This is a genomic window from Sphingobium sp. TomTYG72, assembly GCF_055394715.1.
On sequence record NZ_AP027336.1, the window covers coordinates 1,949,250 to 1,970,996 of the forward strand.

The following is a 21,747-nucleotide window of genomic DNA, read 5'->3' on the forward strand; positions in this document are numbered from 1 at the left end:
GTGTCGTCAGGCCCCGACGGCAACGACTTCGCGGCCGTTATAGTGGCCGCAGGCGTCGCACAGATTATGCGGGCGCTTGAGTTCACCGCAGTTCGAGCATTCCTGGAACGCTTCAACGCGCAGCGCGTCGTGGCTGCGACGCATGCCGCGACGGGACGGGGAAGTTTTCCTCTTGGGGACAGCCATGTCGGCACCTTATTCCATAATTAGATCTGGTTAAGCGACTGGCCGAAATCCGATGAACATCGACGCCACAGGCGCCGCAGACCCATGCGGCCCGGGTGATCGCGAAGCCCTGCGCCTATAGCGTTTTTTGGCAGGTGCGCAAGTCCTTCCTTGCCCCGAAACGATGGCCGCCTATTGTACCGCCAACATAATTATGGGGAGAACATGCGATGCTGTTGCCGATCACGCTGACCTTGGCCGCTGCCTGCGCGCTTCTCAACCTGTGGCTCGCATTTCGCTGCGCCCGGATTCGCGTCGGCAGCAAGGTGCTGCATGGCGATGGCGGCGATCCGCTGCTCGCACGGCGGATAAGGGCACACGCGAACTTTATCGAATATACGCCGATCATCCTCATCCTCTTCGCGCTGGTCGAATTGGCTATCGGGTCGCCGCTGTGGTTGTGGATAGGCGCGCTGACCTATGTCATCGCGCGCGCTTCGCACGGGATAGGCATGGACGCGGATCGCCCTAACGCCTGGCGGGCAGGCGGCGCGCTGCTCACCTGGGTGGTGACGGCAGCGCTAGCGGTCGCTGCCCTCTATGTTGCCTATCATGCGACCCGCGCGGTGCCTGCGCCGCCAGCCATGGCCGCGCGGTAAAGCGTCAGGCCAGCACGGCGTCCCCGACAAAGGGATTGGTGCGCCGCTCATGGGCGAAATCGCTCATCGGACCGTGGCCGGGGACAAAGGCGGTGTCGCCACCCAGCGGCCAAAGCTTGCCCGTTATGGCGTCGATCAGCTGCTGGTGATTGCCCATCGGAAAGTCCGTGCGGCCGATCGACCCCTGAAACAGCACGTCTCCCACGATCGCCAGCTTGCTGGGCGCGTGATGGAACACGACATGGCCAGGCGTGTGGCCGGGGCAATGATAGACGTCCAGCACCAGATTGCCGACCGTCACCTGATCGCCGTCGGCCAGCCAGCGATCGGGCTCGAAGATCTTTCCGTTCACACCGTAATTGCGGCCGTCCTCTTCCAGGCGGCTGATCCAGAAGCGATCCGCCTCATGCGGCCCCTCGATCGGTACGCCGAGTTCCTTGGCCAACGTACCCGCCTCACCGCAATGGTCGATGTGGCCGTGGGTCACCAATATCTTCTCGATCGTCACGCCCTGCTGCTCGGCGGCGGCCTTCAGCCGTGGCAAGTCTCCGCCCGGATCGACGAAAGCGCCCCGATTGGTGGCCGTGCACCAGAAGAGCGTGCAATTCTGCTGCAACGGAGTGACGGGAATCAGAGCGGCTTTTAGCGGTGGCGTGGTCATGGGCGGAGATGTGGCGAAGCCGGGCGCGAGGCGCAAGAGCTAGCCCACCTCCTCCAGCCCCAGCGGTTCGGCGAGGCTGATGCCGTCCAGCACCTTAGCCGTCTCGTCCCGCACGCGCAGCATAACGCGATGCAACCTGCATTCCGATTCGGGCAGGCAATTGGTGCAGGTTTCATGCGCGAATCGGCTGGCACAGGGTGTCAGCGCCAGCGACCCGCGCGTCAGCCGCACGATGTCGCCATAGCTGATGTCGACCGGCGCCAGCGCGAGCCAATAGCCCCCGTCCCGCCCCCGCTGCGTCGCCACCAGCCCTTCGCGGGAGAGTTCGGACAGGATGACCGTCAAGAACTTCGCCGGAATATTCTGCCGCGTCGCGATTTCGTTCAGTGGCACGGGGCCTTGGCGGTAGCGGTCTGCAAGATGCTGGAGAGCACGGATGGCGTAACGGGTCTTCTGCGAAAGCATATTCCCGTTATTCGCCCCCGCGCCTCATTTGACAAGCCGCCGCGAGGCCGATCAGGCCTTCACCTTGCTCAACGCTTCTTCATAGGTGGTAGCCTTGAAGCCAACGACGGTCCGCCCGCCAACATCCAGGATCGGCCGCTTGATCATCGACGGGTTGGTGCTCATCAGCAGGATCGCTTTTTCCGCGTCGATATGCGCCTTGTCGCCCGCGTCCAGCGCCTTGAAGGTCGTGCCGGAACGGTTGAGGATGGTTTCCCACCCATGCTCCATCACCCATTCCTCCAGCTTCGCCTTATCCACCCCCGAAACCTTATAGTCGTGGAAGCTGTAGGCGACGCGCTCATTATCCAGGAAATTGCGAGCCTTCTTGATGGTGTCGCAATTTTTGATGCCATACATGGTGATCATGGGTGTCAGCCCCCAATTAGCCGCGGTACGCGGTGACTTCGATCTCGATCTTCATCTCCGGCTTGATGAGGCCAGCGACGACGCAGCTTGCGGCCGGGCGAATCTCACCGAACACGGGCGCGGTCGCTTTGCCCAGTTCATCCCAATAGGCCGGGTCGGTGATATAATAGGTCACGCGCACGACATCGGCGAAGGAAAAGCCTGCATCCTCCAGCGCCTTGCCAATGACCTTCAGCGCATTGACACCCTGATCGACGACGCTTTCAGGCATCGTCTTGGTTTCAGGGTCAGTCCCGGTCGTACCGGCGACGAAGCACCAGTCGCCCTGAACAACGGCACGCGAATAGCCGACCTGCGCCTCGAAAGGCGAACCCGAGGAGATGAGTTTGCGGGACATGGGATTTCCTTCGAAGGGGTAGCGATGAAAGGGATCGGGCGGCTCTTGCCCCCTGCCGTCTCCCCTGTCCAGCGCCTTTTGGACAGCCATGGAACGGGCGCCCCGGTTGATCGGTTGGGCAGGCAAGGAGACATGCCATGGACCAGCCAAAGGATCAGTCAGACAAGGACCGCTTTCCCGACGATATCGAGGAAAATGACGAGCAGAGAGACCGGGGATCGCAGGCGCAGGATGTTGCCGATGACGCCCGCGCTCGCAGCACCGACCTGTCGGAGGACAGCGAACGGGGCGGAACCCCAAACCCCGCGCAGATCATTCCCGAAGACACACCCGACCTGGTCGAGCGGATGGAGGAAATGAACCGTTCCGGACGGATCGACAATGACGCCTTCGCGGGCGAACCGCAGATGGACGACGAAGAAGAATATCTCGGCCGCACCGAGGACGAGGAATAGCCCCGACGCGGGACCAGGCGCGCGCTCCCCTTCACGCGCCTTCCGGCTCCAGCCGCTGGAGCGTCGGGCCCTAAATTGGCACTGCCCCTGTTACCGTTCGCCCTGAGCCTGTCGAAGGGTTCTACTTCTTTTTTTGAAAGAAAAGGGCTTCGACATCCTAATGAGGCAAGTGACTCGTTCGGACAGTCCGAACGGAATTGAGTGATCCAGATAAAGATCACGAAGCGCCAAAGGCCCAAAGCCGCCATATCGGAGGGTAAACGGATCAGCTTCACCGCGCGCCGCCAGCAGCGCAGCCTAGGCTGGCGGGATGATCCGCCTATGCAAGCTGCTCTCTCCCCTCCTGGCCCTCCCCATCCTGCTGATCGGATCAGCGGCGCCTCTCCGGGCGGAAAATCCTTTGCCACGCTTCGGCCTGTGCCACGGCATGGGCGGGCCGGATTGCGTGGTCGATGGAGATACCTTCTGGCTGGAGGGGACCAAAATCCGCATCGCCGACATCGACACGCCGGAAACCCACGGCCCGCGTTGCAGCGCAGAAGGGGCGCTGGGCATGCGGGCAACGCAGCGGCTACGGGCGCTGCTCAATGCAGGCGCCTTTTCCCTTATGCCGGTAGAGCGGGAACGGGATCGCTATGGACGAACCCTGCGCATCGTGACGCGGCAGGGCCAGTCGATCGGTGCATTGCTGGTCACCGAAGGTCTGGCGCGCCCCTGGACCGGAGCGCGCCAGCCATGGTGCCGTAGTTAGCGGCAAGTCAGACCGCCGCGATCAATCTCACGACCGAGCAGAGCGCCCGCACCCGCGCCGATCAATATGCCAGCGGTATTGGAATAGCCGCGATCCAGCTGCCCGCCGAGCAACCCGCCCAGCGCCGCGCCAACGATCAGGCCGGTCGTGCCGTCCGAACGGCGGCAATAATAGCGATCGTCATAACCGCGATAGATGCGGGTGCCGCGCGTCACGCGGATCGGCTCATAGCCGCTGCGATAATAACGGTCGGGCCGATAGCGGCTGCCATAGCGGCGATCCGGGCGGTTCCAGTCATAGCTGTAGACGACGCCACCGGGACGCTTCCAATGACCTTTGTGGCGACCATTGTCGTGGCGGCCTTCCCGCTTCCAGTCGCGGTCCCCACGATCACCCCGCCAGTCGCGGTCATGCTTGCCGCCATGGCGCTCATCATATCGACCGTGGCCGGGTTGAGCAAAAGCAGGGGTCGCAGCAACGCCAGTCAGCGTCATCGCCCCCAGCGAAAAAGCGGCAATGGCGCGCTTGATCGAGAAGTTCATGTGATGCTCCTTGCCATATTTGTCAGGCTGTGAAGATAAACACATGAGCTAGGCGACCGTTGCATGAACGGAATAAAAACGGGTGTTCAACTCTCGTACACGAGCTTAGCATATGCTCACTCAAAAATTCTGTAGCTAACATATTCCGAATTTGATCGGACTTTCTGAATTCGGCTTGAATGTGCAGAATATATGCTAGTTCGTCGTAATGCACGCATTCAAAAATGCTTCGCCATATGGAAGCATCACTAAAACATGCTGCCCGTACGATACTTTTCTTTCTTCATTACCTATTCGCATCGTTTCCCCGACGTTCCAAACCTTTTTCGCATAATTGATGACCTCATCATATGCTCCAGGTTCGGTAAGATGGACGCCCCGCCGGGCCTCAATTAACCCTAATCCTATCAAATTTGAAAGGTAAAGTGGAAGATTTTGATGATGAACCACAGTGCGAGGCGGTTTTAAAATAAACTCATGCGGCGTCGTTGTGCCCACGCCGTCTGCGCTCTTAAGATCTATTGATATAAATGGGTGATATCGACTTCCCATCAAGCTGCGTAAGAGATGCGCTTCGTCTGGCGACAACGATGATATAATGGTTACAAAACTTGGATGAGCCTGATCCACCTTCCCTAGCTCAGCTGCTTTTGCGAGCAACTCTACAAACATATCCGCCAGGGTCTTATCAGATGTAAAAGACAGCCGTTCCATTATTGGTACGCCAATTTCCGGGGCGACTTCGACAATATTTTCCTCTGGAATTTTAGAAAATCGTTCCTTTATCTTTCTGAATTTTGCCTCCTCAAATTGACGAGCGGTCTCATTTAGGATTCGAACTGGCAATAATGCATTGTTTGCCAGCTCAAGTACTGTCTTTAAGGCCTTGCCAACTTGCCGGACGCCCGGTTGTGCGAGATCTTTATAAACCTCTTGTATGATCCCTACCCCTCCGGCGGCTTCGGGCAAAACGTCGAGTGGGTTGAGCATATCCTACTCCGCAGCGATCCCCGCAGCCTTGAACATATCCGGATCGCTCACCTCGTCAGCATTGGCCGCATCGCCAGCCTTAAGCTGCTTCCGCCGGTCGAACGCGTCCCACACCTCGTTCCACTGGCCGCGCGTCGCGCCCTTCGAATATTCCGTCGCGCGGGTTTCGAAGAAGTTCGCGTGCTCCACGCCGTTCAGCAGCGGGGTCAGCCAGGGGAGCGGATGCTCGTCGATCATGTAGATGGGCTTCAGGCCCAACTGCCCCAGGCGCCAGTCGGCGATATAGCGGACATATTTCTTGATGTCCTTGGGCGTCATGCCGGGGACCGGACCCATTTCGAAGACGAGGTCGATGAACGCGTCCTCGATCCGCACCGTCTTCTGGCACATGTCCATGATGTCGTCCTTGACCGACGGCGTCAGGCAATCGCGCTCCTTGGTGAAGGCGTGGAACAGCTTGATGATGCCTTCGCAGTGCAGCGTCTCGTCGCGCACCGACCAGGTGACGATCTGGCCCATGCCCTTCATCTTGTTGAAGCGCGGGAAGTTCATCAGCATGGCGAAGGAGGCGAAGAGCTGGAGCCCTTCGGTAAAGCCGCCGAACATGGCCAGCGTCTTGGCGATATCCTCGTCCGTATCGACGCCGAACTGGCTCAGATAGTCATGCTTATCCTTCATCTCCTTATACTGCATGAAGGCCGAATATTCGGTTTCGGGCATGCCGATCGTGTCGAGCAGGTGGCTGTAGGCGGCGATATGGACCGTTTCCATGTTGCTGAACGCGGTCAGCATCATCTTCACTTCGGTCGGCTTGAACACGCGGCCATATTTTTCGTGGTAGCAGTCCTGCACTTCCACGTCGGCCTGGGTGAAGAAGCGGAAGATCTGGGTCAGCAGATTGCGCTCATGATCGGACAGCTTCTGCGCCCAATCGCGGCAATCCTCGCCTAGCGGCACTTCTTCGGGCAGCCAGTGCAGTTGCTGCTGACGCTTCCAGAATTCATAGGCCCAAGGGTACTCGAAAGGCTTGTAGACCTTGCTGGCTTGAAGAAGGGGCATTGGGTCGGCTCCGCGAATTAATGGACAAGCGCAACCTGCGCGGGCGCGGGACGTTTGGTCCCCGTCATTCCCGGCACAGGAGCAATATGATGGTTGATCTTACCAGCATCAAGGAACATGCTGAGGTTATCGGCGCTGATGGCGTCCATGTCGGCACTGTCGATCATGTCGAGGGTGCCGAAGGACATCAGCGTATCAAGCTGATCAAGGCGGATAGCGGCCAGGGAAGTCACTCCGGGCATCATCATTATATCAGTCAGGGACTGATCGCCGGGGTTGATGAGGATGGCACTGTGAGGCTGTCTGCGACCGGTGCCAACGCTGTCCTCTTTGAAGAAGAACAGGACGAGGGGTGACGGCTCAGGGGGCGATTGTGTGGGCGCGGTCAGTGTTGCCACCGCCGCGCCCATCCCCCCCATTACCTCATTGGCACGCAAGACATTCGTCATAGTCTGTGCTTCCCCCAGCCAGCTCGAATTTCGGTGCGTCGATCGTGTTGTCGGCTTCCACCCCGCCTGCGAAACCGGCGCGCTGCACCGACTTTGACCGCAGATAGTAGAGCGACTTGATGCCCAGCTCCCACGCGCGGAAGTGGAGCATCATCAGGTCCCACTTTTCCACGTCCGCCGGGATGAACAGGTTGAGCGACTGCGCCTGATCGATGAAGGGCGTGCGATCCGCCGCGAGTTCGAGCAGCCAGCGCTGGTCGATTTCGAAGCTGGTCTTGAACGTGTCCTTTTCTTCCTGGCTGAGGAAATCGAGATGCTGGACCGACCCGCCGCGTTCCAGGATCGTGTTCCAGACGTTGGTCGAATCCTTCGACTTGTCGCGCAGGATTTTTTCCAGATAGGGGTTCTTCACCACGAAGCTGCCCGACAGCGTCTTGTGCGTGTAGATGTTCGCCGGGATCGGCTCGATACAGGCCGACGTGCCGCCGCAGATGATGCTGATCGACGCGGTCGGCGCGATCGCCATCTTGCAGGAAAAGCGCTCCATGACGCCCATGTCGGCTGCGTCCGGGCATGGACCACGCTCTACCGCGAGCTGCATCGAGGCGTCGTTCACCTTCTCGCTGATATGCTTGAAGATGCGCAGGTTCCAGCTCTTGGCCATCGCCCCTTCAAAGGGGAGGCCACGGGCCTGGAGGAAGGAGTGGAACCCCATCACCCCCAGGCCCACTGACCGTTCACGTCCTGCGGAATATTTCGCCCGCGCCATTTCGTCCGGCGCACGATCGATATAATCCTGCAGCACATTGTCGAGGAAGCGCATGACATCCTCAACAAAGACGGGGTCCTTGTTCCATTCGTCCCAGGTTTCCAGATTCAGGGACGAAAGGCAGCAGACCGCCGTCCGGTCATTGCCGAGATGGTCGCGACCCGTCGGCAAAGTGATTTCTGAACAAAGATTGGAAGTCGAAACTTTAAGGCCGAGATCGCGATGATGCTTGGGCATCATGCTGTTCACGGTGTCGGAGAAAACGATATAGGGTTCGCCAGTGGCAAGGCGGGTTTCCACCAGCTTCTGGAACAGGCTGCGCGCATCGACCGTGCCGCGGACGGAGCCGTCCTTGGGCGATTTGAGCGAGAACTCAGCGCCGGTGCGGACCGCTTCCATGAACTCGTCGGTCAAGAGGACGCCGTGGTGGAGGTTCAATGCCTTGCGATTGAAGTCGCCGCTGGGCTTGCGGATTTCGAGGAACTCCTCGATCTCCGGGTGGGAAACGTCGAGATAGCAGGCGGCCGAACCCCGGCGCAGGCTGCCCTGGCTGATGGCCAGCGTGAGGCTGTCCATCACGCGGACGAAGGGGATGATGCCGCTGGTCTTGCCATTAAGGCCGACCGGTTCACCGATGCCGCGCACGCTGCCCCAATAGGTGCCGATGCCGCCGCCGCGCGAAGCGAGCCACACATTCTCGTTCCAGGTGTTGACGATGCCTTCCAGGCTGTCATCGACGCTGTTCAGATAGCAGCTGATCGGCAGGCCGCGCCCGGTGCCGCCGTTCGACAGCACGGGCGTCGCGGGCATGAACCAGAGGCGCGAGATATAGTCATAGACGCGCTGGGCATGGCCCTGATCATCGGCATAGGCGGCGGCGACGCGGGCAAACAGGTCCTGATAATTTTCGCCGGGCAGCAGATAACGGTCCTTCAGCGTATCCTTGCCGAACTCGGTAAGCAGCGCATCGCGGCTTTCGTCCGTGACCACGTCGAACCGGCGCGCCTGGATGGACGAAGACGAACGCACGGCTTCCTTGGCTGGCGCAGCCTTCTTTTCCGCCACTGCTTCCACCACTTCGTCGATTACCGTCGCCACGTCACTTGCACCTGTCTGTTCGCTGTCACGAAAATCCATTCCGAGCCCCCGAATGTTCCTGTTTCGTTCGATTCGGTCAAGCCTCATCTTGTAAGGCCGCCCGGAACGGCAGCGGGGTGCGCCAGCAGCGGATCGCATGAGACAAAACGCCTCTCGCCCGGAAAATGGTCCGGCCGGTACAATCACAATCTGTTGGGTAACCCCCGTTAACCCGATACAAGGGATAGTGCCACAGCTTCATATGCTTGCAAGAGGGTAAATGACGGTATGAAGACTCCCGGTGGCGCAGGAGATGCCATCTGCATGGCATGGCGGTCATCCTGCATTGCAGCGACGCGCCAACTTCCGGCGCTCTTGCAAAAGGCAAGGGAAACAATTTGAGAACGAAAATAATTTTCGCTTAGGCCCGAAATCGCCGGGATCAGGTCAGCACCCCTGCCCTGTTCCGCTAAGGATGGTGGTTCGGCCACAACTTATCCACAAGCTGATGTGGATCAACTGTGGATGAGGAACCGCCAAGAAACCACCCGGAAACCATGGTAAGAGGCACGATCCTACCGCCCGGACCATGCAAAGAGGCAGAGCCGATGATTCTCTATTATCACCCCCTTTCCTCCTATTGCTGGAAGGTGCTGATCGCTTTTTATGAGAATGACACGCCATTCGAACGCGCGATGATGGAGGACCCCGGCGTGGCGGAGGCGTGGCTCGCGCTGTGGCCGCTGGGCAAATTCCCGGTGCTACGCGACGAGGCGCGGGACCAGACGGTCGCCGAGGCGAGCATCATCATCGAATATCTGGGGCAGCAATATCCCGGCGCCTTTCGCCCGATCTCCGCCGATCCCGCCCAAGCACTGGAGGTGCGGCTGATCGACCGGCTGTTCGACAATTATGTCATGACCGCGATGCAGAAGATTGTTGGCGACCGGCTGCGTCCGGAAGAATCGCGCGATGCCCATGGCGTGGGCGAAGCGCGCATCCTGCTGGGCAAGGCCTATGCGCTGCTGGAAGAACGGATCGGCGCGCGCCAATGGGCGGCCGGAGACAGCTTTACGCTCGCCGATTGCGCCGCTGCCCCCGCCCTTTTCTATGCCGACAAGGTGGAACCGATGCGCGGCGGCTTTCCGGCGCTGGCCGCTTATCTCGACCGGCTGGAGGCAAGGCCCAGCTTTGCCCGGGTGCTGGAGGAGAAAGAGCCCTGGTGGCACATGTTCCCCTATGCCAACGGATAGCTCGCGATATCTGGACTCTCGGCCCAATCCCTATTAGCCGCGCCTGCGAAGACCCGCCGTGCAGGGCCGGGCGCTAATTAGGGACATGCAGGCAAGATGACCGTCATCAAGACCGCCGATCTGATCGAGAGCGTCGCCGACGCGCTCCAGTTCATCAGTTACTATCATCCGATGGATTATATCCGCGCGCTGGGCAAAGCCTATGAGGCCGAAGCCAATCCGGCGGCGAAGGACGCCATCGCCCAGATCCTGACCAACAGCCGCATGTGCGCGGAGGGGCATCGCCCGATCTGCCAGGACACCGGCATCGTCAATGTCTTCATCAAATGGGGCATGGATTGCCGCTTTGACGACAACAGCCGCTCGATGCAGGACGTCGTCGATGAGGGCGTGCGCAAGGCTTATCTCAACCCCGAAAACCGCCTACGCGCCTCGATCCTGCGCGATCCGGCTTTCTCGCGTCAGAATACCAAGGACAACACGCCCTGCGTGCTGAATGTCGAAATGGTGCCGGGCAACAAGGTGACCGTCGACGTAGCCGCCAAGGGCGGCGGCTCGGAGAACAAGACCAAGTTCAAGATGATGAACCCCAGCGATTCGATCGTCGACTGGGTGCTGGAAATGATCCCGCAAATGGGCGCTGGCTGGTGCCCGCCCGGCATGCTGGGCATCGGCATCGGCGGCACCGCGGAAAAGGCGGTGGCGCTGGCCAAGGAATCGCTGATGGAACCCATCGACATGGGCGAGCTGAAGGCGCGCGGCCCGCAGAATGACATCGAGAAGCTGCGGATCGAGATTTTCGACAAGGTCAACGCGCTCGGCATCGGCGCGCAGGGGCTGGGCGGGCTATCGACTATCCTCGACGTCAAGATCTACGACTATCCCTGCCATGCGGCGGGCAAGCCGGTCGCGATGATCCCCAACTGCGCTGCCACGCGCCACGCGCATTTCACGCTGGATGGGTCTGGTCCGGCCTATCTGGAAGCGCCCAAGCTGTCCGAATGGCCGCAGGTCGACTGGAAGCCGAGCAAGGAAGCGATCCGCGTCGATCTCGACACGCTGACGCCCGAAGTCGTGCAGAGCTGGAAGCATGGCGACCGCCTGCTGCTGAACGGCAAGATGCTGACCGGCCGCGACGCCGCGCACAAGCGCATCGCCGACATGCTGGCCGCAGGCGAACAGCTGCCCGTCGATTTCAAGGGCCGCGTCATCTATTATGTCGGCCCGGTCGATCCGGTACGCGACGAGGTGGTCGGCCCGGCTGGTCCCACCACCGCGACGCGCATGGACAAGTTCATGGACATGATGCTGGAACAGGGCCTCGCCGCCTGCGTCGGCAAGGCCGAACGCGGCCCGGCGGCGACCGATTCCATCGCCAAGCACAAGAGCGCCTATCTGATGGCGGTCGGCGGCGCGGCCTATCTCGTCGCCCGCGCGATCAAGGGCGCGAAGGTAGTCGGCTTTGAAGACCTCGGCATGGAAGCCATCTACGAATTTGACGTACAGGACATGCCCGTCACCGTCGCCGTGGACAGCGAAGGCCAGAACGTCCACCGCCTCGCCCCGCTGGTGTGGCAGGAGAAGATCAAGAAGGAAGGCCTTCTCGAAAAGGCGTGAGGCATCCAAATCCTCCCCATCGGATGATGGGGAGGGGGACCGCTCGCATAGCGAGTGGTGGAGGGGAAATGCGCCATGCCTCCGCGAAGGAAGACGGTCGAGAACGCGCGCGGACTCCGGCGAGAGATGTCGCCACCAGAAGTCGCGCTGTGGCAATGGCTGCGGCAACGGCCAAGCGGATTGAAATTCCGCCGCCAACATCCAGCCGGGCCTTATGTGCTGGATTTCTACTGTGCTTCAGCGCGGCTGGCAGTTGAGGTGGACGGCAGCGGGCATGATCACGCCCAACAGATTGCTCATGATGAACGGCGAGATCATTGGCTGAGGGAACAAGGGATTAAGGTTCTGAGGATCAAAGCTATCGATGTTCTGACCGATCTGGATAGCGTGATGCGGCATATCCTGAACAACTGCCGCGCCTTTCCCCTCCACCATCCTGCGGATGGTCCCCCTCCCCATCTTTCGATGGGGAGGATTAAGTGATCACCTCTCCCATCTGGCTCCCGGCCACCCTGTTCGCGGGTGCTATGCAGGCCTGGCGCACGGCGGTGCAGCGGCGGGTCAGCCATAGCTTGTCGATCAACGCGGCGGGGCTGGTCCGCTACCTCTACGGTCTGCCCTTCGCGCTGTTGCTGCTGACTGGATATGTTTCGATAGGCAGGGTGCCCTTGCCTCACCCCGACCCATCCTTCCTATTGTTCTGCATCGGCGGCGGCCTTGCGCAAATCATCGCCACCAACCTGCTGATCATGGCCTTCGCCCACCGCAATTTCGTGGTCGGCACCGCCTATTCCAAGACGGAGGCGGTGCAGGGCGCCGCGCTGTCCTTCCTGTTGATGGGGGAGCGGCTCAGCCCCCTCGCCTGGGCGGGCATCGGCTGCGGCGTTGCCGGAGTCATGCTGCTGTCGACCGGCGGCAAGCGCATGGGGCCAGCCGATTTCCTCAAGGCGCTCAGTCAGCCCGCCGCGCTGACCGGCATCGCGTCGGGCTTTTTCTTCGCCCTCACCGCCATCGGCATCAGGCGCGCGACGCAGGAAGTCGGCGGCAGCGACCCGATCCTGGCCGCCCTCATCGTGCTGGCGGCCACCGTGTCGCTCCAGACTCTGATGCAGGGCGGCTACCTGCTGCTGCGCGAACCGGCAGAGATGCGGAAAGTCTTCGCGAGCTGGCTTATTTCGGGGCAAGTCGGTTTGCTCTCGGCCCTGGGGTCGGCCTGCTGGTTCACCGGATTTGCGACCGCGCCCGTGGCGCTGGTGCGCATCGTGGGCCAGGTGGAAGTCGCCTTCACCCTGGGCTTTGGCCACTTCTACCTTGGAGAGCGGATGACCCGCAGCGAGGTGATGGGCCTGATGCTGATCGTAAGCGGCGTGGTGCTGGCTCTGGCCGGGTCGCTGTAGCTTCATGGTCAATGAGGGCAGTGGCCCGGCCCCCGCACAAGGCATCGCTCGTTCCCCATAGCATCGCTTACCGCTTCGCCCCCATGCGGGGCGGCTCCCAATCTACGGCGCCAGCTTCACGAAGCCAAAGACCGACAAACAAAAAGGGCGGCCCCGATGGGACCGCCCTCCTGTGTTTCAGATCCGAGAGGGATTAGAAACGGAAACCGATGCCGACAACGCCAGCGTCACGGCTGCCATTGTTTTCATACTCGGTGCGCTGATATTCAGCCGAGATGTAGGCGTTGCCGTTGAAAGCATATTCCAGACCGCCGCCGAAACGGACGCCTTCGAGCGAAGCACCGTTGTTGCTGTTCGAGCCTTCGAAACGAGTGCTGGCATAGCCAACCTTGCCGAACACCAGAACCTGCGGGTTCAGGATGTAGCCCAAGCGAACCGAAGCGGCGAGGTCGCGGCTGACTTCCAGGCCAACGATGTCAGCGTCAGCGGTGCTGTCGCCCAGCGAAACTTCGGGACCGAAGGTGATCGACGGGGCAACGGCAACGTCGTAGCCAGCGCTCAGGCCGTAGCTCACGCCATCCTTGAAGCCTTCGACGCTGTCATAGCCAACGGTCACGCCAGCGCGGGGGCCGGTGAAGGGAGCAGCGTCCTGCGCGAAAGCGGGAGCCGAGAAAGCGGCAGCAGCAGCTGCTGCGAAAATCACAGTCTTCATAATGTCCTCATGCGGTAAGATGTGCGTCATCCAGGAAGCGGATCGCACTCTTGATATATAACAGGCATGGTATCGAAGCATTCAGCTTCGAGCGTCGCTATGAAGTGACCCCTTTACTCCATCCCTGCTTGCCCCGATCTTGCGTCGTAAGCGAAGACGCATATGGCTGTCTTTGATCAATGTTGCAATATCGATATGAAGATTGTCGATTGATGATGCTATTTCGCAACAGTCACCTTTTCTTCACCATCCTATTCCCGCATTTTCCGCCACGGCGTGACCTTAAGGCAAGGCCGAACGCTCCTATCCACAGAGAATGTGGCCAGAAGATGAACCGGCACCTCATTTCGGATACGTTCCGATATGCTCGGCGATTTTTGACGCGATTGATGCAAAAGGGTAACAGCAGGGCGATGGATGGCGGTCCCACCCCCTCAGGCGACAAGGCGCCGCCGGTACTGCGCCACCGCTGGCCGGTGCGGCTGTGGCACTGGATCAATGCGGGGCTGCTCTACATTCTCTTCACCAGCGGACTTGGCATCTTCAATGCCCATCCGCGCCTCTATTGGGGCCATTATGGCGCGAATTTCGATCAGCCGTGGCTGAAGCTGGAGCGCTTTGGTCAGTGGATCACCCTGCCCGCCCATTATAATCTCGCAATGTCGCGGCACTGGCATCTCGCGGCAGCGCCCGTCTTCGCCTTCGCCCTGCTCGCCTATATGCTCTGGGCGTTGTTGAGTCACCATATTGGCCGCGACCTCGCCTTCCGGAAAGGCGAGCTGGCGCCACGCCATATCTGGCAGGACATCCTCGATCATGCGCGGCTGCGCTTCCCGAAGGGTCAGGCGGCACTGCGCTATAATGTCCTGCAAAAGGCGAGCTATATCGCGGTCATCTTCGTCGCCCTGCCACTCATCATTCTCACCGGCCTCACCATGTCGCCGGGTATGAACGCCGCCTGGCCATGGCTGGTCGATCTGTTCGGCGGACGGCAGTCGGCGCGGTCGATCCATTTCATCACCGCCTTCGCGCTCGTCGCCTTCTTCCTCATCCATCTAACGATGGTGCTGCTGGCAGGCCCGGCAAACGAATTGCGCTCCATCATCACGGGGCGGTACCGCTTGCCGGAAGAGCGGCCATGAGCCTGATCCTCAATCGCCGCACGCTGCTGCTCGGCGCGGCGGCAACATTGTCGGGATGCGATCGGCTGGCACGCAACGAACATGTGCGGGACGCGCTGTTCTCTGCCGAGAATTTCCACAAATGGGCGCAGCGCAGCCTGATGGCGCGCGACGCCCTGGCGCGGGAGTTCAGGCCCGACCAGATTTCCCCCTTCTTCCGGCCCAACGGAACCGCCAACCCCGACACGCCGGAATATCGTGCCTTGTGGCGGACGGGCTTTGCCGATTGGCGGCTGAAGGTCACGGGATTGGTCGGCCGCCCTCTGTCGCTGTCCCTTGCCCAATTTCACAGCCTTCCGCACCGCGAGCAGATCACCCGCCATGACTGCGTCGAGGGATGGAGCGCGATCGGCAAATGGCGCGGCGTGCCGCTCCACCTCATCCTCGACGGTGCGCGGATGAGCGACCGCGCACGCTATCTCGTCTTCAAATGCGCCGACTTCATGGGCGATGGGCGGCCCTATTATGAAAGCATCGATAGGGTCGACGCCTTTCACCCGCAGACGATCCTCGCCTTCGCGCTCAATGATCAGCCTCTGCGGGTAGCCAATGGCGCGCCGCTACGACTGCGGGTCGAGCGGCAGCTCGGCTATAAACATGCCAAATATCTGATGGAGATTAAGGCGGTCAGCACCCTGTCCGGCATCGGCGACGGCAAGGGCGGCTATTGGGAAGACCGCGCCAATTATGATTGGTATGCAGGCATTTGACGGGCGCTGCATGACCTGACAGTTTGCCGCCCATGAAATTGTTCGATCGTGTCATCAAGCGGCTGGTCACACGGGGACAGCTGACCATCATCTATCATGACGGCAGGAAGGTGACGGCGGGCACGCCCGATCCGGCCTTCCCCTCGCTGGCGCTGAAGTTCCGCGACGCGCGCGTCCCCTTCGACATCATCAAGGACCCGCGCCTCGGCATGGCGGAGGCCTATATCGACGGGCGTGTCACGATCGAAGGTGGGGGCATCATGGAACTGATCTCGCTGATCCGCGCCAACAATAGCTGGGAAAGCGGCAAGTCGATCAGCGACAAGGGGCGGCTGAAACGCGGGTTCAAATCGATCCGCCAGACACTGTGGAGAGCCAATCATCGCGCCCGGTCAAAAGCCAATGTCGCCCATCATTATGATCTGTCCGGCGCCCTCTACGCTCTCTTCCTCGATCGCGACCGCCAATATAGCTGCGCCTATTTCCCGGACGCTGACAATGAGGCGGGGATCAGCCTGGAACAGGCGCAAGAGGACAAGAAGGCGCATATCGCCGCCAAGCTGCACCTGAAGCCTGGCATGAAGGTGCTGGACATCGGCTGTGGCTGGGGCGGCATGGCCCTCTATCTGCACCGCACCTGCGGCGTCGATGTGACCGGCATCACCCTGTCGGAGGAACAGTTGAAAGTCGCGCGGCAACGGGCGGAGGAGGCGGGCGTCGCCGATCATGTCCGTTTCGAACTGATCGACTATCGCGATATAGAGGGGCCGTTCGACCGGATCGTGTCTGTCGGCATGTTCGAACATGTCGGCACAGCCCATTACCGCACCTTCTTCGACAAATGCCGCGATCTTCTGACACCCGAAGGCGTGATGCTGATCCATACGATCGGCCGCGTCGATGGGCCGGGCATCACCGACGCCTTCACCCAGAAATATATCTTTCCCGGCGGCTATATCCCTGCCCTGTCCGAAATGATCCAGGGCAGCGAGGGCACGCGGCTGATGGTGACGGACGTCGAAGTGCTGCGGATGCATTATGGCCTGACCATCCGCCAATGGTATGCCCGCGCGATGGCGCGCCGGGCGGACATCGTCGCCCTTTATGATGAGCGCTTCTTCCGCCTGTGGACCTTCTATCTGGCGGGCGCGGCCACGGTGTTCGAACATGGCAGCATGGTGAACTATCAGGTTCAATATGCGCGCAATCGCCGATCCCTGCCGATCACGCGCGACTATATGGTGTCTACCGAGGACGAACTGCGCGGCAAATAGCCCCCCTGAACGCTGGCTGACAGCCCCGTTCCCGGACGGTTCAGTCAACCGAGTGCATCTTCTCTTCCGTGGCCCCGCTGAACGCCCATGCGTCGGGGGTGCAAGTGAGGAGAGAGGATATGAACATCTTCGTGAAGGGCGCGATGGCGCTTGGCCTGGCGATCACCGCGCTGGGCGCGACTGCCGCGCCCGCCCAGGCGCAATATCGCGGCGGCTATTATGGCTATGGCGATCGCGACTGGCGTGACGGGCGCCATGATCGTCACTGGGACCGGCGCGACGACCGCCGCTGGCACAACGACCGCCGTCATTGGCGCGATGGAAGGCGGCATCATTATCGCTATCGCCAGCGCTGCTGGACCGAATGGCGCTATGACTATTATCGCGACCGGGACGTCCGGGTGCGTATCTGCCGATAAGACACAGGGCAAAACCTGACTAACTGTCTGAATCAGGCACAGAAACACTTCCGCAACCCGATCCCTGATTGAAGCGGGGATCAGGTTGCGGCATCCTTGGCGGCATGAGCGATCCCATGCCCGTCATCCAGAGCCTGCTGTCCGGGCTCCCCATCTTCCTGCTGCACCTCGCCTCCGCAACGCTGGCCTGGCTGGCGGCGCTGGCGCTTTATATGTGGATTACGCCGCACGACGAATTCGCCCTGATCCGCGCGGGAAATGAGGCGGCGGCGATATCGCTTGGCGGCGCCGCGATCGGGCTGACCATTCCGCTGGCGCTGTGCCTCGCCGGGTCGGTCAATGTCTGGGACGTGATCATCTGGGGCAGCGTCACACTGATCCTGCAACTCATCGCCTTCCGCTTCGTGGATTTCCTGCTCGGCTCCCTGTCCGCGCGGATCGAAGCGAATGAACGGTCGGCCGCCATATTCCTTGCTATGATGAAGGTCGCGATCGCCTGCCTGACGGCGGCGGCCGTGGCGGGCTAAGCCATGGCGCGGCGGAGCGTCGGCTGCCTGCCGCTGATGCTGGGCGTCATATTGACGATCGCCTGGATCGGCGAGGTGACGCAGCCGACGCCGCTGCGGGTCGAAAGCTTCGATCCCCGATCGCCACGGCGCCCGATGCCCCAATGGAGCGATGAAGCCTTCGTGATCGAGGATCGCGTGGGCGCGCCATCCGACAGCATGGGCACGGCCTTCGCCGTCGATCGGGACGGCGCCTGGCTGACCGCCGAACATGTCACCCATGATTGCTCCCGCATCGGGCTGGAGGAAGGCGGCGTCGCCCGCGCCGTGTCCCGCATCGTGGAAAGCCGGGAAGCCGACGCCGCGCTGGTGCGCGACGGCCTGCCCAGCGATCACGCTCTACCACTGTCGGATCGGGTTCCCGCGCCGGGGTCGGTCGGTTTTCACATGGGTTTTCCTGCGGGACGCGCCGCGCTCGTCGTTTCCGAACTCATCGGCGCCGCCAGCGCCCGGCGCGGACGAACGGAGGAAACCCAGCCGGTGCTCGCCTGGGCAGAAGTCGCGCGCCTCCCTGAAAGCGACGACACCTTGTCCGGGATCAGCGGCGGCCCCGTCTTTGCCGAGGATGGCCATGTCATTGGCGTCAACAGCGCCGCGACCGACCGGCGCGGCCGCATTCTGACCACCGCGCCCGATGCCATGATCCGGCTGGTGCACGCCAGCCGCGCCGTCAATGACCAGCCGGTCGCCTACCCCTTCGCGGGACTGGCCGATGCCGAAACGCGCTTTGCCTCCTGGCTGGAACAGGGGGTGATCCGGCGCATCTTCTGCGACGTGGACGACGCGCCCCGGTTGACGGCGGCGCGGCCAAAAGGCTAGGCGGCGCGAAACGAAGGATCTGAAACAGCCATGAGCGACACGCCTCCCGACCGCCTCTCCACCAACCCGCGCAGCCCCCATTTCGACCTGGACGTGCTGCAACGGGGCATCGGCATCCGCTTCAAGGACCGCGTCCGCAACGATGTCGAGGAATATTGCATCTCGGAAGGCTGGATCCGCGTCGCCGCCGGCAAGACCAAGGACCGCCACGGCCAGCCGTTGACGATCAAGCTCTCCGGCCCGGTAGAAGCCTGGTTCGAGCGCGGGGCCGACGGCGAAGAGGAACAGCCCGCCGAGGCCGAGTGAGTTGGCCTGTCCTCGATAGGATCGGCACTTCCCAATAACTTCTGTTCGCTTCGAGCGAAGTCGAGAAGCGCGCACTACGTGCCCCGACTTCGCTCGACACGAACGGAAGTTGCACTGAAGCGTTACCGCAGCCGCGCATCCCGCTTCACATCGGCGATGATGTCGCGCAGCGATCGTCCCGAAGGCGCGGCATCCGCGAACTGGATCGCCCGCATATCCATTTCCAGCTTCGGCTCATGCGCCTTGCGCAAGGATCGGCCAAGGCTCGCGAGGCGCGTGGCAGGCTCCTCTCCGTCAGCCTTGACCGCCGCCTTTGTCGGCTTCCAATCCTCCGCATCCGCCTTGGCGAAGCGCACGCTGGTACCGAGTGCGGGATCAGGCTCGAACTCACGCAACTGCGGCTTGGCAGGATAGATGAAGCCAAAGGTCGGGTTGGTCCGCGCGCCCATCTGGCCTGTCGGGCTGTGCCACACACGCACTTGACTCCAGTCGCCAGCGTCGGAGACATCCAGCGCCAGCACATCTTCCTCGATCGCGCCGGGCACCGACCAGTTGGCATGGCGAATCAGCACGCGCCGGTCGTCCAGCACCTTGCTGACCACCGCCACATGGCCAAGGGTCATCGGACCATAGGGGCGGAAGGTCATGACCGCGCCACGCCGGGGCACGTGCCCGCGCGCATAGCGGTTCTCCGCCTGATCCCACCATGTCAGCGCATCGCCCCGGATATTCACGCCGGACACGATCCGCGCATAGGGCACGCATTGCAAAGCGGTTGCGCCGAATACCGGCGTGGCGACCAGCGCCGCCAGTAGCCAAGCGGCCCCGCGAACATATCGAAACATTAATTGCGACCTCAAACCACTGAGAATCGCCCCACCGCCGCTAAGATTATCCGGCGGCTCTTATGAACTGGTTAAACTGTCAGAAAGCAGCGCCCGCAGCGGCAGCGGCCGGGTTCACGCGATCGGCCATGGCAATCTGGACCGGCGCGACCTCTCGGGCATGGCCGGGATAGATGAAACCCTTGGCAGGGTTCGAACGCAGGCCCAGGCCGCCGATCGGGCCGTACCATACGCGCACATCGGTCCAATCATTGTTGGGCGACACGTCGATAGCGCGAACATTGCGCTCGATGCCGCCGCGATAGGACCAGTTGGCGTGGGTCAGCAGCACTTCGCGGTCGTTGACCACCTTGCTGACCATGGCGACATGACCAACGGGCATGGAACGGCTTGCGGCGAAGGCCAGGACAGCGCCTTCGCGCGGCTCATGACCACGGTCATAGCGACCCTCGGCCTGACCCCACCAGGTATTGGCGTTGCCGAAAATTTCGATGCCGGAAACCTGGCGCGCATAGGGTGCGCATTGCAGAACGCCAGCGGCGGCAGGGGTCACGATCAGGGCGCCGAGCGCAAGCACGGCAGTCGCGATAAATGCGCGAAAAGCACCGATCATGTGTGAAACAACCCCCGACTTATTGTGCGTTATCAACCCTGTGGCACGCTTAGGGCAGAGCGAGGATGAATTGAGAAGCGCCGAGCGGTGAATTGTTGCGGAGGCGGGTTAACCTGCGGAACGAAAAAGCTGGCCCGCTGTTACTGTTAACCGTGTCGCCACACCCAACTCGTTGAAAAGACTATCTTCCGTCCCCGTCATCCACACCTGCCCCCCGGTTTCCCTTAACCGGCCGAACAATGCGGCTCGCCGCGACGGGTCGAGATGAGCGGCCACTTCGTCGAGCAGCAAGACCGGCGGCTGGCCGCGATGGGCCGAGACCAGTGCAGCATGGGCAAGCAGGATTGATAACAGCAGCGCTTTCTGCTCCCCCGTCGAACACAGCGCCGCCGCCTGCCCCTTGGCTGCGTGGGTGACGGTCAGGTCCTGCCGGTGCGGGCCGGACAAGGTCCGCCCCGCCGCAGCATCGCGCCGCCGCTCCCGCGCCAGCCGCTGGGAAAGCGGTCCTTCGCCATCCTCGCCCCCGTCGATCGCCAGCAGCGGGCGGGCAAAAGGCTCATCGGGCTGGCCAACAAGTTCCACGCCCAGCCGCGTGACGAGATCAGCACGCGCGGCCGACAACAGCGCGCCATGCTCCTCCATCTGCGCCTCCAGCGCCGCCAGCCATGACGGATCGGCGCGGGGCAGGTCGGACAGCAGCCGGTTGCGCGCCCGCATTGCCGCCTCATAGCGGGCGCTGTGCACCGCGTGCCCCGGATGCAGCGCCAGCGTCAGCCGGTCCAGAAACCGCCGCCGCCCGCCGGGGCTGTCCATGAACAGCCGGTCCATCGCCGGGGTCAGCCACACGATCGCCAGATGATCGGCCAGCGCGTTGGCCGAAGACGCGACGCCCCCGATCCGCACCTGCCGCCGATCGGGCGCGTGGGGCGAGGTGCCGGTGCCCAGCACCACCCCGTCCACCTCCGCCGCGATGCCGAAGCTGCCCGGCCCACCCTGCCGCGCCATGTCGCGCAGCGCAGCGCCACGCAGGCCGCGTCCGGGCGCCAGCATCGACACCGCTTCCAATATGTTGGTCTTCCCCGCGCCATTTTCGCCGGTCAGCACGATGAAGGCATGATCGGGCAGGATCAGCGCATCCGCATGATTGCGGAAATCGCTCAAGGTCAGGCGGCCGATCATCGCCCCGCT

Annotated in this window: 28 protein-coding genes; 15 read left to right on the forward strand and 13 right to left on the reverse strand. The window is 61.8% G+C overall.

Annotated elements, in window-relative coordinates; all coding sequences use genetic code 11:
- Positions 1-6 precede the first annotated feature (6 nt).
- On the reverse strand, positions 7-186 hold the full coding sequence (gene rpmF, locus ACZ5U1_RS09655; protein WP_081570365.1) for a 50S ribosomal protein L32: 180 nt from the start codon (positions 184-186) through the stop codon (positions 7-9).
- A 209-nt stretch (positions 187-395) separates the two neighbouring features.
- Here rpmF and ACZ5U1_RS09660 point away from each other — a divergent pair, with 209 nt between their 5' ends.
- Entirely contained in the window at positions 396-824 is a 429-nt protein-coding gene (locus tag ACZ5U1_RS09660; RefSeq protein ID WP_464778224.1) for an MAPEG family protein, read from the forward strand.
- 4 nt (positions 825-828) lie between these two features.
- Here the strand turns inward: ACZ5U1_RS09660 and ACZ5U1_RS09665 are convergent, their stop codons facing one another.
- The 4 genes from ACZ5U1_RS09665 to ACZ5U1_RS09680 are packed head-to-tail and all read right to left on the reverse strand — an operon-like array spanning position 829 to position 2,755.
- Positions 829-1,485, reverse strand: a complete 657-nt coding sequence (locus ACZ5U1_RS09665; protein ID WP_464780012.1) for an MBL fold metallo-hydrolase — start codon at positions 1,483-1,485, stop codon at positions 829-831.
- Positions 1,486-1,524: 39 nt separating this feature from the next.
- Positions 1,525-1,950: an RrF2 family transcriptional regulator gene (locus ACZ5U1_RS09670; protein ID WP_464778225.1), complete on the reverse strand. Its 426-nt coding sequence runs from the start codon at positions 1,948-1,950 to the stop codon at positions 1,525-1,527.
- 51 nt (positions 1,951-2,001) lie between these two features.
- A complete protein-coding gene (locus ACZ5U1_RS09675; RefSeq protein WP_464778226.1) occupies positions 2,002-2,358 on the reverse strand; it encodes an ArsC family reductase in 357 nt (118 codons plus the stop codon).
- 16 nt (positions 2,359-2,374) lie between these two features.
- The gene (locus ACZ5U1_RS09680; RefSeq protein ID WP_464778227.1) at positions 2,375-2,755 is read right to left on the reverse strand and encodes a RidA family protein; all 381 of its coding nucleotides are present in this window, start codon (positions 2,753-2,755) and stop codon (positions 2,375-2,377) included.
- Positions 2,756-2,892: 137 nt separating this feature from the next.
- Between ACZ5U1_RS09680 and ACZ5U1_RS09685 the strand changes: the two genes are divergently transcribed.
- A complete protein-coding gene (locus ACZ5U1_RS09685) occupies positions 2,893-3,210 on the forward strand; it encodes a hypothetical protein (RefSeq protein WP_464778228.1) in 318 nt (105 codons plus the stop codon).
- A 310-nt stretch (positions 3,211-3,520) separates the two neighbouring features.
- Positions 3,521-3,961: a thermonuclease family protein gene (locus ACZ5U1_RS09690; RefSeq protein WP_464778229.1), complete on the forward strand. Its 441-nt coding sequence runs from the start codon at positions 3,521-3,523 to the stop codon at positions 3,959-3,961.
- On the opposite strand, the gene ACZ5U1_RS09695 is transcribed toward ACZ5U1_RS09690, so the two are convergent.
- The 3 genes from ACZ5U1_RS09695 to ACZ5U1_RS09705 form a co-directional block, all read right to left on the reverse strand.
- Complete coding sequence (locus ACZ5U1_RS09695; protein ID WP_464778230.1) at positions 3,958-4,503, reverse strand: glycine zipper 2TM domain-containing protein; 546 nt, start codon at positions 4,501-4,503, stop codon at positions 3,958-3,960. The two genes, ACZ5U1_RS09690 and ACZ5U1_RS09695, sit on opposite strands and share 4 nt — an antisense overlap.
- Before the next feature lie 195 nt (positions 4,504-4,698).
- Positions 4,699-5,493, reverse strand: coding sequence for a DUF4393 domain-containing protein (locus ACZ5U1_RS09700; protein WP_464778231.1), 795 nt, complete (start codon positions 5,491-5,493; stop codon positions 4,699-4,701).
- 3 nt (positions 5,494-5,496) lie between these two features.
- The gene (locus ACZ5U1_RS09705) at positions 5,497-6,552 is read right to left on the reverse strand and encodes a ribonucleotide-diphosphate reductase subunit beta (RefSeq protein ID WP_449474249.1); all 1,056 of its coding nucleotides are present in this window, start codon (positions 6,550-6,552) and stop codon (positions 5,497-5,499) included.
- 89 nt (positions 6,553-6,641) lie between these two features.
- Here ACZ5U1_RS09705 and ACZ5U1_RS09710 point away from each other — a divergent pair, with 89 nt between their 5' ends.
- Positions 6,642-6,908 (forward strand): DUF2171 domain-containing protein, encoded by a 267-nt coding sequence (locus ACZ5U1_RS09710; RefSeq protein WP_464780013.1) that lies wholly within the window; start codon positions 6,642-6,644, stop codon positions 6,906-6,908.
- A 67-nt stretch (positions 6,909-6,975) separates the two neighbouring features.
- Here ACZ5U1_RS09710 and ACZ5U1_RS09715 read toward each other — a convergent pair whose 3' ends face one another.
- Positions 6,976-8,907: a ribonucleoside-diphosphate reductase subunit alpha gene (locus tag ACZ5U1_RS09715; protein ID WP_449474250.1), complete on the reverse strand. Its 1,932-nt coding sequence runs from the start codon at positions 8,905-8,907 to the stop codon at positions 6,976-6,978.
- A 548-nt stretch (positions 8,908-9,455) separates the two neighbouring features.
- Here ACZ5U1_RS09715 and ACZ5U1_RS09720 point away from each other — a divergent pair.
- From ACZ5U1_RS09720 to ACZ5U1_RS09735, 4 genes are all read left to right on the forward strand, one after another.
- Positions 9,456-10,100, forward strand: coding sequence for a glutathione S-transferase family protein (locus ACZ5U1_RS09720; RefSeq protein WP_464778232.1), 645 nt, complete (start codon positions 9,456-9,458; stop codon positions 10,098-10,100).
- Positions 10,101-10,196: 96 nt separating this feature from the next.
- Positions 10,197-11,717: a fumarate hydratase gene (locus tag ACZ5U1_RS09725; protein WP_464778233.1), complete on the forward strand. Its 1,521-nt coding sequence runs from the start codon at positions 10,197-10,199 to the stop codon at positions 11,715-11,717.
- Between the two features lie 126 nt (positions 11,718-11,843).
- Entirely contained in the window at positions 11,844-12,200 is a 357-nt protein-coding gene (locus ACZ5U1_RS09730) for an endonuclease domain-containing protein (RefSeq protein ID WP_464780014.1), read from the forward strand.
- Positions 12,197-13,114 carry a DMT family transporter gene (locus ACZ5U1_RS09735; RefSeq protein WP_464778234.1) on the forward strand — a complete coding sequence of 306 codons (918 nt, stop codon included), beginning with the start codon at positions 12,197-12,199 and terminating at the stop codon, positions 13,112-13,114. Before ACZ5U1_RS09730 ends, ACZ5U1_RS09735 begins: the two co-directional genes overlap by 4 nt.
- Positions 13,115-13,307: 193 nt before the next feature.
- Here the strand turns inward: ACZ5U1_RS09735 and ACZ5U1_RS09740 are convergent, their stop codons facing one another.
- On the reverse strand, positions 13,308-13,826 hold the full coding sequence (locus tag ACZ5U1_RS09740; protein ID WP_464771360.1) for an outer membrane protein: 519 nt from the start codon (positions 13,824-13,826) through the stop codon (positions 13,308-13,310).
- 413 nt (positions 13,827-14,239) lie between these two features.
- Between ACZ5U1_RS09740 and ACZ5U1_RS09745 the strand changes: the two genes are divergently transcribed.
- From ACZ5U1_RS09745 to ACZ5U1_RS09775, 7 genes are all read left to right on the forward strand, one after another.
- Positions 14,240-14,968, forward strand: a complete 729-nt coding sequence (locus tag ACZ5U1_RS09745; protein ID WP_464780015.1) for a cytochrome b/b6 domain-containing protein — start codon at positions 14,240-14,242, stop codon at positions 14,966-14,968.
- Entirely contained in the window at positions 14,965-15,717 is a 753-nt protein-coding gene (locus ACZ5U1_RS09750) for a molybdopterin-dependent oxidoreductase (RefSeq protein WP_464778235.1), read from the forward strand. The genes ACZ5U1_RS09745 and ACZ5U1_RS09750 overlap by 4 nt, the downstream gene beginning before the upstream one ends.
- Positions 15,718-15,749: 32 nt before the next feature.
- Positions 15,750-16,991 (forward strand): class I SAM-dependent methyltransferase, encoded by a 1,242-nt coding sequence (locus ACZ5U1_RS09755; RefSeq protein WP_464778236.1) that lies wholly within the window; start codon positions 15,750-15,752, stop codon positions 16,989-16,991.
- Between the two features lie 119 nt (positions 16,992-17,110).
- The gene (locus ACZ5U1_RS09760; protein WP_464778237.1) at positions 17,111-17,410 is read left to right on the forward strand and encodes a hypothetical protein; all 300 of its coding nucleotides are present in this window, start codon (positions 17,111-17,113) and stop codon (positions 17,408-17,410) included.
- Positions 17,411-17,514: 104 nt separating this feature from the next.
- On the forward strand, positions 17,515-17,937 hold the full coding sequence (locus ACZ5U1_RS09765; protein WP_464778238.1) for a DUF350 domain-containing protein: 423 nt from the start codon (positions 17,515-17,517) through the stop codon (positions 17,935-17,937).
- Positions 17,938-17,940: 3 nt separating this feature from the next.
- A complete protein-coding gene (locus ACZ5U1_RS09770; protein WP_464778239.1) occupies positions 17,941-18,795 on the forward strand; it encodes a S1 family peptidase in 855 nt (284 codons plus the stop codon).
- 30 nt (positions 18,796-18,825) lie between these two features.
- Positions 18,826-19,101, forward strand: coding sequence for a DUF3297 family protein (locus ACZ5U1_RS09775; RefSeq protein ID WP_464778240.1), 276 nt, complete (start codon positions 18,826-18,828; stop codon positions 19,099-19,101).
- A gap of 122 nt (positions 19,102-19,223) precedes the next feature.
- Here the strand turns inward: ACZ5U1_RS09775 and ACZ5U1_RS09780 are convergent, their stop codons facing one another.
- The 3 genes from ACZ5U1_RS09780 to recF form a co-directional block, all read right to left on the reverse strand.
- Positions 19,224-19,946, reverse strand: coding sequence for a CHAP domain-containing protein (locus ACZ5U1_RS09780; RefSeq protein WP_464778241.1), 723 nt, complete (start codon positions 19,944-19,946; stop codon positions 19,224-19,226).
- A 79-nt stretch (positions 19,947-20,025) separates the two neighbouring features.
- Complete coding sequence (locus ACZ5U1_RS09785) at positions 20,026-20,559, reverse strand: CHAP domain-containing protein (RefSeq protein WP_464778242.1); 534 nt, start codon at positions 20,557-20,559, stop codon at positions 20,026-20,028.
- Between the two features lie 108 nt (positions 20,560-20,667).
- On the reverse strand, positions 20,668-21,738 hold the full coding sequence (gene recF / locus ACZ5U1_RS09790; protein WP_464778243.1) for a DNA replication/repair protein RecF: 1,071 nt from the start codon (positions 21,736-21,738) through the stop codon (positions 20,668-20,670).
- Positions 21,739-21,747 lie beyond the last annotated feature (9 nt).